This is a genomic window from Streptomyces sp. NBC_01463 (assembly GCA_036227345.1).
Lineage (GTDB): Bacteria > Actinomycetota > Actinomycetes > Streptomycetales > Streptomycetaceae > Streptomyces.
In genome coordinates, this window is record CP109468.1 from 3,870,916 (window position 1) to 3,885,163 (window position 14,248).

Sequence of the window (14,248 nt, forward strand, 5' to 3'; positions counted from 1 at the left end):
CTGTTCAGGACGAGGAAGGATATCCGGGGGCCGGCGGCGGACGCTGTGCCGCGGTGGGCCTCTCAGCCCAGGGCGTTCTCGACCAGCGCTGCCCACTGGGTGACGACTCTCCGCCGGCGGGCCGTGTCGTCGGTGAGGACGTTGGCGAGGCCCAGGCCGCGGGCCATGTCGAGGAGGCCCTGGACCGTTTCGCGCACGCCGGGGCGGGACTCGTCGGCGTGCAGGAGGCCGACGGCGATGCGGTGGGTCTCGCGGCCGACGCGGGCCTCCAGTTCGGTGACGCGGGGGCGGAGCTGCTCCTCGTTGGAGGCGGCGACCCAGAGTTGCAGGGCGGCGCGGAACAGCGGGCCCGTGTAGAGGTCGACGAGGGCGGCGACGACCGCGGCACGGTCCTGGTCGGGGAGGGCCCGCAGAGCGGCGGAGCGCTCCTCGGCGACGTATTCGACGGCCCCGGTGAACAGGTCCTCGCGGGTCGGGAAGTGGTGCTGGGCGGCGCCGCGCGAGACGCCGGCACGCATCGCGACCACGGAGACCGTGGAGCCGGCCCAGCCATGTTCGGCGAGGCAGGCGACCGCGGCTTCGAGGAGCTTCTGCCGGGTGGCGCGGCTGCGGTCCTGCTTGGGCGGTGTCACAGCAGCCATGCGGGGTCCCGTCGTTCCAGGAAGGCCGTCATCCCCTCCCGGGCCTCGTCGGAGGCGAAGAGTGCCGCGGAGCGGGCGATGAGGTCTTCGGCGTACTGATCGAAAGTCTCCCGCACAGTAGCCGTGACCAGCTCCTTCGATGCGGCCAGGCCCTGCGGCGAGGCTCTGCGCAGTCCGTCGAGTACCGGTACGAGCGCCTCGTCCACGTCCTCGGCGGCGATGCTCACGAGGCCGGTCCTGGCGGCTTCCGTCGCGTCGAAGCGCTCGCCGGTGAGGTAGTAGCGGGCCGCCGCCCGGGGCTCCAGGCGGGGCAGCAGCGGGAGGGAGATCACAGCGGGGGCGAGGCCGAGGCGGGATTCGGTCAGGGCGAAGGAGGAGCCGGGTCCCGCGACCGAGATGTCGCAGGCGGCGAGGAGGCCGAGGCCGCCGGCCCGGACGTGGCCGGTGACCCGGGCGACGACCGGTTTGGGAAGGGTGACGATCTGCCGCAGGAGGGCGACGAAGGCGTGCGGGTCGGCCGGGGCGGTGAGGTCGGCGCCCGCGCAGAACGTGTTGCCGGTGTGGGTGAGGACCACGGCCCGGACGGCGGCGTCCGCCGCGCAGGTGCCGAGGGCCTCGGCCAGGCCGGTCACGAGGCGTGCGGACAGGGCGTTGCGGTTGGCCGGGGAGTCGAGCGTGAGGGTGGTGATGCCACGCTCGTGCGTGGATGGGGCGAGGGTCATTGCTGCTTCTCCCTTTCGCGCAGTTCGCGGCGCAGGATCTTCCCGGACGCGGCGCGCGGCACCGCGTCGATGAACTCGGTCTGCCGGACCTTCTTGTACGGGGCGACGCGCTCGGCGACGTACACCATGACGTCGTCGGCGGTGATGTCCCGCGCGGCCGGCTGGCGGACGAGGAAGGCCTTGGGGATCTCGTTCCCGTCGGCGTCGTACACGCCGATGACGGCCGCGTCGGCGATCGCGGGGTGGGTGAGGAGGAGCGCCTCGAGTTCGGCGGGGGCCACCTGGTAGCCCTTGTACTTGATCAGTTCCTTGACCCGGTCGACGACGAACAGCCAGCCGTCCTCGTCGACCCTGCCGATGTCGCCGGTGTGCACCCAGCCGTCGGCGTCGATCATCTCGGCGGTGGCCTCGGGGCGGTTCAGGTAGCCCTTCATCACCTGCGGGCCGCGGATGAGGATCTCGCCGTCGGTGCCGGTTCCGGCGTCCTCGTCCGGGGCGTCGAGCGAGACGATCCGCATCTCGGTGCTGGGCAGCAGCGTGCCGACGGCTCCGGGCGGCGGGTTCTCCGCGGCGAGCGGGACGACGTGGGTGCCCGGTGAGAGCTCCGTCATCCCGTACGCCTGGCGTACGGGCGGCAGCCCCAGGCGCCGGGAGCAGGCGGTGGCGAGGTCCGCGTCGAGCGGGGCGGCGGCGCTGACGATGTACTCAAGCGAGGACAGGTCGTAGCGGTCGACGACCGGGTGCTTGGCGAGGGCCAGCACGATCGGCGGGGCCACGTACAGCCCGTTGATGCGGTGCGTCTCGATCGCGGCGAGGAACTGGGCGAGGTCGAAGCGCGGCAGGACCACGACGGTGGCGCCGGTGCGCAGGGGCGCGTTCATCAGGGCGGTGAGCCCGTAGATGTGGAAGAAGGGCAGGACGGCCAGGATGCGGTGGCCGGGGCCCATGGGGATGAAGGGGCTCAGCTGCTCCAGGTTGGTGGCCATGGAGCGGTGGGTGAGCATGACGCCCTTGGGGGTGCCGGTGGTGCCGGAGGAGTACGGCAGGGCGGCGATGTCCTCGGCCGGGTCGATCGTCACCATCGGCTCGGGGGCGGTGGTGGTCAGCATGTCGAGGACGGAGGTGTGTCCGTCGGCCTGGTCGCAGACGAAGATCTCCTGGATCCCGCCGACGAGTTCGGCGGCGCGGCGGGCCGTGCCCAGGAGCGGGGAGACGGTGACGATCCAGCGGGCGGAGGAGTCGCGGAGCTGTTTGGCGAACTCCTCGGCGGTGGCGAGCGGGTGGACGGTGGTGACGGTGGCACCGGCCCGGGTCGCGGCGAAGAAGACCGCCGGGTAGGCGATGGTGTTGGGGCTGTGCAGGGCGAGGACGTCGCCCTTGGCGACTCCGGCGGCGGCGAGACCGGCGGATATCTTCCGGTGGAAGCCGTCGAGCTGCCGGTATGTGAGCCGGCTCGCGTCGTCCGTCCCGTCGATCAGGGCGACGTTGTCGCCGAACTCCTCGGCGGCCCGGCCCAGGACGGCGTCGTGGATGGCCGTGTCGAGTGGCTGGACGTCGGGATAGTCGCTCCGGAACACGAACACCATGGCGGATGGTCCCTTCGGTGCGGAATGGCGGGACGGCGGGTGGGCCGTCCCGTACGACGCGTGGGGAGATGGCGTACGGTGCCGTGGCCGGGGCCGCCCCCGGGGGTCGGGGAGGGACGGGCCCGGCACGGTGTGGAGAGACAGAATGGCCCGCGTCAGTACGACTTGGGGAGACCCAGGGACTGGTGGGATACGTAGTTCAGGATCATTTCCCGGCTGACGGGCGCGATCCGGGCCACCCGGGACGCGGTGATCAGGGAGCCGAGGCCGTACTCGCGGGTGAGGCCGTTGCCGCCGAGGGTGTGGACGGCCTGGTCGACGGCCTTCACGCAGGCCTCCCCGGCCGCGTACTTCGCCATGTTGGCGGCCTCGCCCGCGCCGATGTCGTCGCCGTCGTCGTAGAGCCGGGCGGCCTTCTGCATCATCAGCCGGGCCAGTTCGAGTTCGATGTGGGCCTGGGCGAGGGGATGGGCGATGGCCTGGTGGGCGCCGATGGGCTCCTTCCACACCTGCCGGGTCTTCGCGTACTCGACGGCGCGGCCGAGCGCGTAGCGGCCCATGCCGATGCCGAACGCGGCGGTCATGATGCGTTCGGGGTTCAGCCCGGCGAAGAGCTGGAGCAGGCCCGCGTCCTCGTCTCCCACCAGCGCGTCGGCGGGCAGCCGTACGTCGTCGAGGACCAGCTCGAACTGCTTCTCCGGGGCCTGGAGTTCCATGTCGATCCGCGAGCGCAGGAAGCCGGGGGCCTCGCGCGGGACGATGAACAGGCAGGGCTTCAGCTTGCCCGACCTGGCGTCCTCGGTGCGGCCGACGATGAGGGTGGCGTCGGCGATGTCGACCCCGGAGACGAAGACCTTGCGCCCGGTGAGCACCCAGTCCTCGCCGTCGCGGCGGGCGGTGGTGGTGATCCGGTGGGAGTTGGAGCCGGCGTCGGGTTCGGTGATGCCGAAGGCCATGGTGAGGCTGCCGTCGGCGAGGCCGGGCAGCCACTGCCGCTTCTGGGCGTCGGTGCCGAAGCGGGCTATCACGGTGCCGCAGATGGCCGGCGAGACGACCATCATGAGCAGCGGCGAGCCGGCTGCCCCCAACTCCTCCAGGACTATGGAGAGTTCCGCCATGCCGCTGCCTCCGCCGCCGTACTCCTCGGGGAGGTTCACGCCGAGGTAGCCCAGCTTGGCGGCCTCGGCCCACAGTTCGCGGGGGTGGGCGCCGTCGCGGACGACGGACGTCATGTAGTCGCGCCCGTACCGCTTGCCGAGGGCGGCGACGGCGGTGCGCAGGGCCTGGTGCTCTTCGGTTTCGAGGACGGTGCTCATGCGTTCGGTTCCTCCTGTGCGTCAGTGACGACGGCGAGCAGGGCGCCGACCTCCACCTGGAGGCCGGGTGCGGCGTGGAGCGCGGTGAGGGTGCCGGACGCGGGGGCGAGGATGCGGTGCTCCATCTTCATCGCCTCCAGCCAGATCAGCGGCTGCCCGGCCTCGACGGTGCTCCCGGCCTCCAGTCCCTCCGCGAGGCGGACGACGGTGCCGGGCATCGGGGCGAGCAGGGAGCCGGGTTCGGTGCGTGCGGCGGGGTCGGTGAAGCGGGGCAGCGCGGTGAAGGCGTGGGAGCCGGTGGCGGTGTCCACGTACAGCCGCCGGTCGCGGCCGAGGATGTGGAAGTGCCTCGTGACGCCTTCCTGTTCGAGGGTGACGCGCGTGCGGCCCGCGGAGACGACGCGGACGCCCTCCGCGTCGACGGTCACACCGTCACGGGTGGTGCGGTAGGCGATCGCGTACTCGTGGCCGTCCGGCTCGCTGCGGTAGCTCCTGAGCTGGGGCTGAGAGGGGACGTTGCGCCAGGCGCCGAAGCGGACGAACCCGCCCGCGGTGGTCGATGTGGCGTTGCGGGCCGCCTCGGCGAGCGCGGCGGCGGTGGCGGCCAGCCGCACGTCCGCCGCGTCGGGCGCGGAGGCCATCGCGGCCAGGTGCCGGTCGTAGAAACCGGTGTCGAGGCGGGCGGCGACGTAGTCCGGGTGGCGCAGGGAGCGTACGAGCAGGTCGCGGTTGGTGACGGGGCCGTGGATGCGGGCGCGCTCCAGGGCGCGGGCGAGGAGGCGGACGGCTTCGGTGCGGGTGGGGGCGTGGGCGATGACCTTGGCGAGCATCGGGTCGTAGTGCACCCCGATGGTGTCGCCGCCGGTGTAGCCGGTGTCCAGGCGCAGACCCGGCTCGTCCGGCACGTCGAACGAGAGCAGTGCTCCGGTCTGCGGCTGCCAGTCACGCGCCGGGTCCTCGGCGTAGAGCCGGGCCTCGACGGCGTGCCCGACGGGCGTGGGCGGTTCGGCGGCGGGCAGCGGTTCTCCCTCCGCGATCCGCAGTTGCAGCGCCACCAGGTCGAGGCCGAACACGGCCTCCGTGACGGGGTGTTCGACCTGGAGGCGGGTGTTCATCTCCAGGAAGTAGGGCCGTTCGTCGGCGGTGACCAGGAACTCGACGGTGCCGGCGCCCCGGTATCCGACGGCCCGTGCGGCGGCCGTGGCGGCGGTGTGCAGCCGCTCGCGGAGCGCGCAGGTGAGACCGGGCGCGGGGGCCTCCTCGATGACCTTCTGGTGGCGGCGCTGGAGGGAGCAGTCGCGGGTGCCGAGTGCCCAGACGCCGTCGTGCCCGTCGGCCATGACCTGGACCTCGACGTGCCGGCCGCGCTCCACGTACGGCTCGGCGAAGACCTCGCCGTCCCCGAAAGCGGACAGCGCCTCGGCCGCCGCGGCCGTCAGCTCACCGGGCAGGTCGCCCAGTTCCCGGACGATCCGCATGCCGCGTCCGCCGCCTCCGGCAGCCGCCTTCAGCAGCAGCGGCAGGTCCTCGGCGGTGGCGGCCGCCGGGTCGACGGCGGCGAGCAGCGGAACCCCGGCCGCGGCCATCAGCTCCTTGGCGCGGGTCTTGGACGCCATCAGTTCGATGGCCCCGGCCGGCGGGCCCACCCAGAGCAGCCCGGCGTCCTGCACGGCGGCGGCGAATCCGGCGTTCTCGGAGAGGAAGCCGTACCCGGGGTGGACGGCGTCGGCGCCCGCGGCGAGCGCGGCGGCGACGACGAGGTCGCCGCGCAGATACGTGTCGGCGGGGGCCGCCCCCGGCAGCCGTACGGCGGTGTCGGCCTCCCGTACGTGCAGGGCGTCGGCGTCCGCGTCGGAGTACACGGCGACGGTCGCGATGCCGAGCGCACGGCAGGTGCGGAAGATCCGGCAGGCGATCTCGCCCCGGTTGGCGACGAGCAGAGTGGTGATCATCTGGTTTCTCACATCCGGAAGATGCCGAAGCCGCCGCGGGCGCCCTCGACCGGTGCGGTGTGGATGGCGGACAGGCACATCCCGAGGACGGTCCTGGTGTCGCGCGGGTCGATCACCCCGTCGTCGTACAGCCGCCCGGACAGGAACATCGGCAGGGACTCGGCCTCGATCTGCTGCTCGACCATGGCGCGCAGTCCGGCGTCCGCCTCGTCGTCGTACGGGCGGCCCTTCGCGGCGGCCGACGCGCGGGCGACGATGGACAGCACCCCGGCCAGCTGCTGCGGCCCCATGACGGCGGACTTGCTGCTGGGCCAGGCGAACAGGAAGCGCGGGTCGTAGGCCCGGCCGCACATGCCGTAGTGCCCGGCACCGTACGAGGCGCCCATCAGGACCGACAGGTGCGGGACCCTGGAGTTGGAGACGGCGTTGATCATCATCGCGCCGTGCTTGATGATGCCGCCCTGCTCGTACTCCTTGCCGACCATGTAGCCGGTGGTGTTGTGCAGGAACAGGAGCGGGATGTCGCGCTGGTTGGCGAGCTGGATGAACTGGGCGGCCTTCTGCGACTCCTCGCTGAACAGCACGCCCTGCGCGTTGGCGAGGATGCCGACGGGGTACCCGTGCAGCCTGGCCCAGCCGGTGACCAGGCTGGTCCCGTACAGCGGTTTGAACGTGTCGAAGTCCGAGCCGTCGACCAGCCGGGCAATGACCTCGCGCGGGTCGAACGGCACCTTCAGGTCCCCTGGCACGATGCCGAGCAGCTCGTCCTCGTCGTACTTCGGCGGTTCGGCCGGTCCCGGATCGGGCTGCGCCTTGCGCCAGTTGAGGCGGGCGACGATGCGGCGGGCCTGGCGCAGGGCGTCCTGCTCGTCGACGGCGAAGTGGTCGGCGAGGCCGGAGGTGCGGGCGTGCATCTCGGCGCCGCCGAGCGACTCGTCGTCGCTCTCCTCGCCGGTGGCCATCTTGACCAGGGGCGGGCCGCCGAGGAAGACCTTCGACCGGTCCTTGATCATGACGGTGTGGTCGGACATCCCGGGGACGTACGCCCCGCCGGCCGTCGAGTTCCCGAAGACGACGGCCACGGTCGGGATGCCGGCGGCGGAGAGCCGGGTGAGGTCGCGGAAGAGCGCCCCGCCCGGGATGAAGATCTCCTTCTGGGAGGGCAGGTCGGCGCCTCCCGACTCCACCAGGCTGATGGTGGGCAGCCGGTTGGCGAAGGCGATCTCGTTGGCCCGCAGGGCCTTCTTCAGCGTCCAGGGGTTGGAGGCGCCGCCGCGTACGGTCGGGTCGTTGGCCGTGATCAGGCACTCCACGCCCGACACCACCCCGATCCCGGTGACGAGCGAGGCGCCGACCGCATAGTCGCTGCCCCAGGCGGCGAGCGGGGACAGCTCCAGGAACGGGGTGTCGCGGTCGACGAGCAGCTCGATCCGCTCGCGGGCCAGCAGCTTGCCGCGCGCCCGGTGCCGCTCGACGTACTTCTCGCCGCCGCCCTCCAGCGCCTTGGCGTGCGCGGCGTCCAGTTCGGCGAGCTTGCCGAGCATCGCGGAACGGTTGGCGGTGTAGTCGGGGCTCGCGGTGTCGAGCCCGGTGGGCAGGACGGTCATGCGTGCACCTCCGGTGCGTCGGCACTGTCCAGCAGCGCCACGGGTATCTCCAGGCGGCGCGCGCGCAGCCACTCCCCCAGTGCCTTGGCCTGCGGGTCGAAGCGGTGCTGGGCGGCGACCCCTTCGCCGAGCAGCCCGTGGACGGTGAAGTTCAGGGCGCGCAGGTTCGGCAGGACCTGGCGTACGACGGTGAGCGGGGCGGTCTCCGGGAGGAGTGCGCGGAACCGCTCGACGGTCAGCTCGTGGGCCAGCCACCGCCATGCCTCGTCGCTCCGGACCCACACCCCGACGTTGGCGTCCCCGCCCTTGTCCCCGCTGCGGGCCCCCGCGACGAGCCCGAGCGGCGCGGACCGGGTGGGCCCCGCGGCCAACGGCTCGGGCAGCGGCGGCTGTTCGGCGTCCACGAGGGGCAGCGTCCGGGCGGGCGGCTCCTGCACCTCGCGCCGCCCGTCCGGGAGCACGGCGACGTGCGTCACGTCTCCCGCCGGTACGTACCGGGCCTCGAACACCCCGTAGGGCGCGCCCTTTCCGGGCGGGGCGGTGACGTGGAAGCCCGGGTAGCTGCCGAGGGCCAGCTCGATCGCGGCGCCGGAGAGGGCGCGCCCTACGGCGTCCGGGTCCTGGTCGCGGACGACGAGCCGGAGCAGGGCGCTCGCGGTCTCCTCGGTGCCGGCGTCGTCCCGGTCGGTACGGGCCAGCTCCCACCGCACGTCGTCCGGCTGCCGTCCGGCGCGCGCGAACGCGTCCGCGAACTGGTCCCTGACCAGCCGGGCCTTGTCCTCGATGTCGAGGCCGGTGAGGACGAAGACGACCTCGTTGCGCCAGCCGCCGAGCCGGGTGAGTCCGGCCTTGAGGGTGGGCGGCGGGGCCTCGCCGCGCACCCCGGAGATCCGGACCCGGCCGGGTCCGTCGGAAGACAGCCGTACGGTGTCGAGCCGGGCGGTGACGTCGGGGCCGGCGTACCGGGCGCCGCCGGTCTCGTAGAGCAGCTGGGCGGTGACCGTGCCGAGGTCGACGACGCCGCCCGTGCCGTCGTGCTTGGTGATGACGGACGTCCCGTCGGCGTGGATCTCGGCGACGGGGAAGCCGGGGCGCCGGACGTCGTGGCCCCGGAAGAAGGAGTAGTTCCCGCCGGTGGCCTGGGTGCCGCACTCCAGCACGTGGCCGGCGACGACGGCTCCGGCGAGCGCGTCGTGGTCCTCGGGGCCCCAGCCGAAGCGGGCGGCGGCGGGTCCGGTGACGAGGGCGGCGTCGGTGACCCGGCCGGTGACCACGACGTCGGCACCGGCCCGCAGACAGGCGGCGATGCCCGCGCCGCCGAGGTAGGCGTTGGCGGTGAGGTACCCGTCGGGTACGGGGATGCTGTCGCCCTCGACGTGGGCGACGCGCACGGGCACACCGACCTTGCCGGCCAGCTCCCGCACCGCGTCGGCCAGTCCGGCCGGGTTGAGCCCGCCGGCGTTGGTGACGATCCGCACCCCGCGCTCGTGGGCGAGCCCGAGCCCCTCCTCCAGCTGGCGCAGGAAGGTGGTGGCGTAGCCGCGCGAGGGGTCCTTGAGCCGGCTGCGGCCGAGGATGAGCATGGTGAGCTCGGCGAGATAGTCACCGGTGAGGACGTCGAGCGGGCCGCCGGTGAGCATCTCGCGCACGGCGTCGAAGCGGTCGCCGTAGAACCCGGAGGCGTTGCCGATCCGCAGCGGCGGGGCGGCGTTCACGGGCGGCTTGGCGGCGGGCGGCGCGGTCATCGGTCCGCCTTCGGCGCCCGCCCTGTTCCGGCGGGCCCGGCGAAGGCCTGCGCGATGTCCAGCCAGGCGTCGGCGTCGGCGCCCTCGGCCCGGACGGCGAGGTCGTCGCGGTGGGCGCGCTGGGTGACGAGCAGGCAGAAGTCGTGGAGGGGGCCGGTGACCCGCTGGGCGGCGTCCTCGGGCCCGAAGACGACCGGATCGCCGTCGGGCGCGCCCAGTTCCACCCGGAACTCCTCGGTGGGCGCCTGGATCCCCCGTACGAGGAAGGCGTAGTCGCGGGCCCGCACCCCGATCCGTGCGACGTGCCGCAGCCGGGCGGTGGGGGTGCGGGTGACGCCCAGCGCGTCGGCGACGTCCTGGCCGTGCGCCCAGGTCTCCATGAGCCGCCCGGTCGCCATGGAGGCGACGCTCATGGGCGGCCCGTACCAGGGGAACCGGGTCCCGGCGGGCGCCGCCCGCAGTGCGTCCTGGAGGCGGGCGCGGCCGGTGCGCCAGCGGACGAGCAGCGCGTCCGGGGCGTACGCCGTGACGACCTCGTCCGCGGCCCGGTCGACGAAGCCCTCGGGGTCCTTCATCGCCCTGGCCACCTCGTCGCCGAACCGTTCGGGCTCGGTGACGGAGAGCAGCGCGACCTCGTCGGTCCAGCTCAGATGGGCCACCTGATGGGCGACCGTCCACCCTGCGGCCGGGGTCGCCCCCGCCCACTGCCGGGCGTTCAACCCGGCGACGAGCAGGTCGAGTTCCTCGCTCTCGCTGCGCAGATCATCGAGCACGGCTGAGGCATCGGACACGGTGCGCTCCCCTCGGGGCGTGGCGGTGTGCCCCGGAGCCTGCCAGGGGGAGGATAAACAATCAAGCACGCTTGCATGATTTTCTGAGCGCAGGACGGCCCGGAGTGCGGGGCGCGGGTGGAGGGTGAGGGTCCGCGCCCCGGGGACCGGGCGTCCCCGCCCGGCTACTGCCCCTTCGACGCCGCCTCGGCCATCTTCGCCGTGGTGCTGGCACCGTCCAGCGCCTCGCGGATGATGTCGGCGTGGCCGCTGTGGTGGGCGATCTCGCGGAAGATGTGCCACAGGACGCGGCGGACCGTCCAGACGACGGGCTCCGGGGGCGACCACGGGTACGCCGGCAGTGTGACCTCGCGGTCGAGGTCGGCCTCCTCGCGCACCGTACGGTCGAAGTCGGCCGCCGCCGCGTGGAAGGCCTCCAGCAGCTCGGGCAGGGTCTCCACGTCGGTCATCCGGTTGCCGTCGGGGTCGAGGTCCGCCCAGTCCACCGCGGCCGGGGCGGTGCCGTCGATCACGTCCAGCCAGCTGCGCTGGACGAGGCCGAGGTGCTTGAGCAGACCGCCGAGCGTCAGCTCGCTCACGGTCGTGCGGGCGCGGGCCTGCGTGTCGTCGAGCCGCTCCACGGTGAAGAGAAAGTTGGTGCGCTGGTCGGTCACGAGGGCGAGCAGATCGTCGCGTTCCGGCATGTGTTCCTCCAGGGTGGTCTTCGCGACCACCCTAGGCACTGTTTCTCGGATCTCCTGACGTGCGTGGGGTGTTGGGGTCAGGCTGTGTGTATGGGACGTGGTGATCTGACGAATGCGGAGTGGTACCGGCTGGAGTCGTTCTTGCCTCCTGGTGGGGCCCGCGGGGGCCGGTGGAGTGACCACCGTCGGGTGATCAACGGGGTGCTCTACCGGGTCCGGACGGGCGTGCAGTGGAGGGATCTACCGGAGCGGTTCGGGCCGTGGGAGACCGTCTACAAACGCCATCGCCGCTGGTCAGCGGATGGAACTTGGACGATGCTGCTGTCGCGGATCCAGGCGGCCGAGGACGCCGCGGGCCAGATCGACTGGGACGTCTCAGTGGACTCGACAGCTGTGCGGGCCCACCAGCACGCCGCCGGCGCGCGCAAGGCGACGGCGGTCGCGGCCCCTCAAAAGGGGATCGCTGGGGGGACGAAACAGGTCGATCCGGTGTTGAGGAATCTGACGGTCCGGCTGGAGGAAGTGGTCAGATCGGCGAGTGTCTGGGACGTTCCCGCGGCGGATTCACCACCAAGATCCACCTTGCCGCCGACGGGCGATGCCGGCCCCTCGCCCTTGTCCTGACACCCGGACACTACGGTGACGGCCCCCAGTTCGAGCGAGTGCTGGAGCAGGTCTCCGTGCCCCGCATCGGAGTCGGCCGCCCCCGGACTCGGCCCGACCATGTCCTGGCGGACAAGGCCTACACCTCTCGAAAGAACCGCCGTTACCTGCGGCGACGCGGCATCCGGCACACCATCCCCGAACGCCTAGACCAGCAGAGACACCGTAAGAATCGCGGTTCCCGAGGCGGCCGTCCCACCGGTTTCGACAGCGAGCGATACAAGAAGCGCAACACCGTCGAACGCGCAATCAACCGCCTGAAAGGCTTCCGCGCCGTCGCCACCCGCTACGAGAAACGCGCCTACATCTACCTCGGCACCGTCACCCTCGCAGCCCTCGTCATCTGGCTCAGAGCATGATCCGAGAAACAGTGCCTAGGATCGGGATCCGGGCCGCGCAGGGCGAACGGGATCACCCGCCCGCGCCCGCGCCGGGTCCGCCGTCACTTCTTCCGGGCGCCCCGCACCTGACTGCGTACGGCCCCCATGCTCGCCCCGATGACCAGCGCGATGGCCAGGGCGTCCGTCGTGGAGAGGGCCTGGTCGAGGATGAGGAAGCCGGCCGTGGCCGCGATCGCGGGCTCCAGGCTCATCAGGATCGCGAAGGTGGGCGCGGGCAGCCGGCGCAGCGCCATGAGTTCGAGGGTGTACGGGAGGACGGAGCTCAGCAGGGCGACGGCCGCGCCCAGCCCGAGCGTGGACGGGACCAGGAGCTTCGAGCCGGACTCCATGATGCCGAGCGGCAGCGAGAGGACGGCGGCCACCACCATCGCGAGGGCCAGTCCGTCGGCCTGCGGGAAGCGGCGTCCGGTGCGGGCGCTGAAGATGATGTACGTCGCCCACATGACACCGGCGCCGAGCGCGTAGGCGGCGCCCACCGGATCGAGCCGGTCGAACCCCCCGCCGCTCAGCAGGAGCACCCCGCCCAGCGCGAGGCCGGCCCAGACGACGTTGACGAGCCGGCGCGACGCGAACACCGAGAGGGCGAGCGGGCCCAGCACCTCCAGGGTGACGGCGGCGCCCAGCGGGATGCGGTCGGCGGCCTGGTAGAAGAGCGTGTTCATGCCGCCCATGGCGAGGCCGAAGGCCAGCACCGTGCCCCAGTCGGCGCGCGAGTGGCCGCGCAGCTTCGGGCGGCAGACGACGAGCAGGACGAGCGCGGCCGCGGCGAGGCGCAGCGTGACGACGCCGAGCGCACCGGCCTTCGGCATGAGGAGCACCGCGACGGCGGAGCCGAACTGGACGGAGAGCCCGCCCGCGACCACCAGCGCGACCGGGGCGAGCGCCGCCCCGCGCCGTCCGCCGGCGGGGCCGCCCTGTTCACCGAGGGCGGTGACCGCCTCGGGGACGGAGACTGCGGCGGCCGGCTCTGCGGCGGTGCCCTGGTCGTTCACCTGTGGCCTGTCCTTCTGGGTTCGGAGGTAACGGTCATGAAGCTGGTCCGAGAATGGCAGTCCACTACAGTGCACTGCCCAATTGAAGATACTGCACTCGCACACCGCAGCACATCTCTCCACCGTAGGGACCTGCGCGCGGCGCGTGAAATACCGATTGGGCTCCCGTTATGCTCCACACGCATGAGCACGGTACCGAGCACGGGCCCATCCGCCGGGAACACCGGCCGCGCCGTCGAGATCCGCCATCTCCGCGCCTTCCTCGCCGTCGCGGACGAGTCGAGCGTCACCCGGGCCGCGGCCAGGCTCCGGCTCACCCAGCCCGCCGTGTCCCGGACCCTGGCCGCCCTGGAACGCCACCTCGGCATCCGCCTCGTCGACCGCTCCACCCACCACCTGGCCCTCACCCCCGAGGGCGTCGCCTTCCGCGACCGGGCGGCCACTGCCGTCGCCGCGTTCGACGCGGCCCTCGACCCCGGGGACCTGCGCCGGCGGCCGCTGCGACTCGGACACGCCTGGTCCGCGTTCGGCCGGCACACCACACCGCTGCTCCGCAGCTGGCAGGAGCGCTTTCCGCGGACCCCGCTGGAACTGCGCCGCATCGACGACCGCACCGCGGGACTCACCCGGGGCGAGGTCGACGCGGCGCTGCTGCGCGGCCCGGTCGAGACACCCGGGCTCGTCACGGAGGTGCTGTACGAGGAGGAGCGGGTGGCGGCCGTGGCGGCGGACGGCCCGCTCGCCTCCCGCGCCACGCTCCGGCTGGCCGATCTGGCGACCGGCACCGTCGTCCTGAACACCGTCTCCGGCACCACCACCCCCGATCTGTGGCCGCCGTCCGCCCGCCCCGCCGCCACCCTGACCGTGGCCAACACCGACGACTGGCTGACCGCCATCGCGGCGGGGCGCGGCACCGGGGTCTCGGCCGCGTCCACGGCGACCATGCACCCGCACGCCGGGGTCACCTACCGCCCGCTCGTGGACGCCCCGCCCCTCCCGGTGCTGCTCGCCCGCCGCGACGCACCCGGCCATCCGGCGCTCGCCGACCTCGCCGCACTGGCCCGCGAGATCGTGGCGCGGGACGCCGGGGAATGAGGGAATTTCCCGGCACAGGTGTGCAGTTGGGGTCCAGTGGAACAGGCGCGAGGG

The 14,248-nt window shown here is 72.9% G+C and carries 11 protein-coding genes and 1 pseudogene; 2 read left to right on the forward strand and 10 right to left on the reverse strand.

The window, feature by feature from the left end:
• Nucleotides 1–62: 62 nt before the first annotated feature.
• The 9 genes from OG521_17105 to OG521_17145 all read right to left on the reverse strand — a co-directional run bounded on the left by OG521_17105 (nucleotide 63) and on the right by OG521_17145 (nucleotide 11,043).
• Nucleotides 63–641, reverse strand: coding sequence for a TetR/AcrR family transcriptional regulator (locus OG521_17105; GenBank protein ID WUW22420.1), 579 nt, complete (start codon nucleotides 639–641; stop codon nucleotides 63–65).
• A complete protein-coding gene (locus tag OG521_17110; protein ID WUW22421.1) occupies nucleotides 629–1,363 on the reverse strand; it encodes an enoyl-CoA hydratase family protein in 735 nt (244 codons plus the stop codon). Before OG521_17110 ends, OG521_17105 begins: the two co-directional genes overlap by 13 nt.
• The gene (locus OG521_17115; GenBank protein WUW22422.1) at nucleotides 1,360–2,949 is read right to left on the reverse strand and encodes a 4-coumarate--CoA ligase family protein; all 1,590 of its coding nucleotides are present in this window, start codon (nucleotides 2,947–2,949) and stop codon (nucleotides 1,360–1,362) included. The genes OG521_17110 and OG521_17115 overlap by 4 nt, the downstream gene beginning before the upstream one ends.
• A gap of 155 nt (nucleotides 2,950–3,104) precedes the next feature.
• Nucleotides 3,105–4,265 carry an acyl-CoA/acyl-ACP dehydrogenase gene (locus OG521_17120; protein ID WUW22423.1) on the reverse strand — a complete coding sequence of 387 codons (1,161 nt, stop codon included), beginning with the start codon at nucleotides 4,263–4,265 and terminating at the stop codon, nucleotides 3,105–3,107.
• On the reverse strand, nucleotides 4,262–6,217 hold the full coding sequence (locus tag OG521_17125) for an acety-l/propionyl-CoA carboxylase subunit alpha (protein WUW22424.1): 1,956 nt from the start codon (nucleotides 6,215–6,217) through the stop codon (nucleotides 4,262–4,264). The genes OG521_17120 and OG521_17125 overlap by 4 nt, the downstream gene beginning before the upstream one ends.
• Nucleotides 6,218–6,225: 8 nt before the next feature.
• Nucleotides 6,226–7,824, reverse strand: a complete 1,599-nt coding sequence (locus tag OG521_17130; protein WUW22425.1) for an acyl-CoA carboxylase subunit beta — start codon at nucleotides 7,822–7,824, stop codon at nucleotides 6,226–6,228.
• A complete protein-coding gene (locus OG521_17135; GenBank protein WUW22426.1) occupies nucleotides 7,821–9,569 on the reverse strand; it encodes a DUF1446 domain-containing protein in 1,749 nt (582 codons plus the stop codon). The genes OG521_17130 and OG521_17135 overlap by 4 nt, the downstream gene beginning before the upstream one ends.
• Nucleotides 9,566–10,360, reverse strand: a complete 795-nt coding sequence (locus tag OG521_17140) for a TIGR03084 family metal-binding protein (GenBank protein ID WUW22427.1) — start codon at nucleotides 10,358–10,360, stop codon at nucleotides 9,566–9,568. Before OG521_17140 ends, OG521_17135 begins: the two co-directional genes overlap by 4 nt.
• Before the next feature lie 164 nt (nucleotides 10,361–10,524).
• Nucleotides 10,525–11,043, reverse strand: a complete 519-nt coding sequence (locus OG521_17145; protein ID WUW26709.1) for a DinB family protein — start codon at nucleotides 11,041–11,043, stop codon at nucleotides 10,525–10,527.
• Nucleotides 11,044–11,133: 90 nt separating this feature from the next.
• Here OG521_17145 and OG521_17150 point away from each other — a divergent pair.
• A pseudogene (locus OG521_17150) lies at nucleotides 11,134–12,065 on the forward strand (IS5 family transposase).
• Nucleotides 12,066–12,148: 83 nt separating this feature from the next.
• On the opposite strand, the gene OG521_17155 reads toward OG521_17150, so the two are convergent.
• Nucleotides 12,149–13,099 (reverse strand): EamA family transporter, encoded by a 951-nt coding sequence (locus tag OG521_17155; GenBank protein WUW22428.1) that lies wholly within the window; start codon nucleotides 13,097–13,099, stop codon nucleotides 12,149–12,151.
• Between the two features lie 183 nt (nucleotides 13,100–13,282).
• Here OG521_17155 and OG521_17160 point away from each other — a divergent pair, with 183 nt between their 5' ends.
• Nucleotides 13,283–14,194, forward strand: a complete 912-nt coding sequence (locus tag OG521_17160; protein ID WUW22429.1) for a LysR family transcriptional regulator — start codon at nucleotides 13,283–13,285, stop codon at nucleotides 14,192–14,194.
• The last annotated feature ends 54 nt before the right edge of the window (nucleotides 14,195–14,248 follow it).

Excerpts from the sequence above, each read along its gene's own strand:
- OG521_17105 (WUW22420.1), bottom strand. The coding sequence starts at position 641 with ATGGCTGCTGTGACACCGCCCAAGCAGGACCGCAGCCGCGCCACCCGG.
- OG521_17110 (WUW22421.1), bottom strand. The coding sequence starts at position 1,363 with ATGACCCTCGCCCCATCCACGCACGAGCGTGGCATCACCACCCTCACG.
- OG521_17115 (WUW22422.1), bottom strand. The coding sequence starts at position 2,949 with ATGGTGTTCGTGTTCCGGAGCGACTATCCCGACGTCCAGCCACTCGAC.
- OG521_17120 (WUW22423.1), bottom strand. The coding sequence starts at position 4,265 with ATGAGCACCGTCCTCGAAACCGAAGAGCACCAGGCCCTGCGCACCGCC.
- OG521_17125 (WUW22424.1), bottom strand. The coding sequence starts at position 6,217 with ATGATCACCACTCTGCTCGTCGCCAACCGGGGCGAGATCGCCTGCCGG.
- OG521_17130 (WUW22425.1), bottom strand. The coding sequence starts at position 7,824 with ATGACCGTCCTGCCCACCGGGCTCGACACCGCGAGCCCCGACTACACC.
- OG521_17135 (WUW22426.1), bottom strand. The coding sequence starts at position 9,569 with ATGACCGCGCCGCCCGCCGCCAAGCCGCCCGTGAACGCCGCCCCGCCG.
- OG521_17145 (WUW26709.1), bottom strand. The coding sequence starts at position 11,043 with ATGCCGGAACGCGACGATCTGCTCGCCCTCGTGACCGACCAGCGCACC.
- OG521_17160 (WUW22429.1), top strand. The coding sequence starts at position 13,283 with ATGAGCACGGTACCGAGCACGGGCCCATCCGCCGGGAACACCGGCCGC.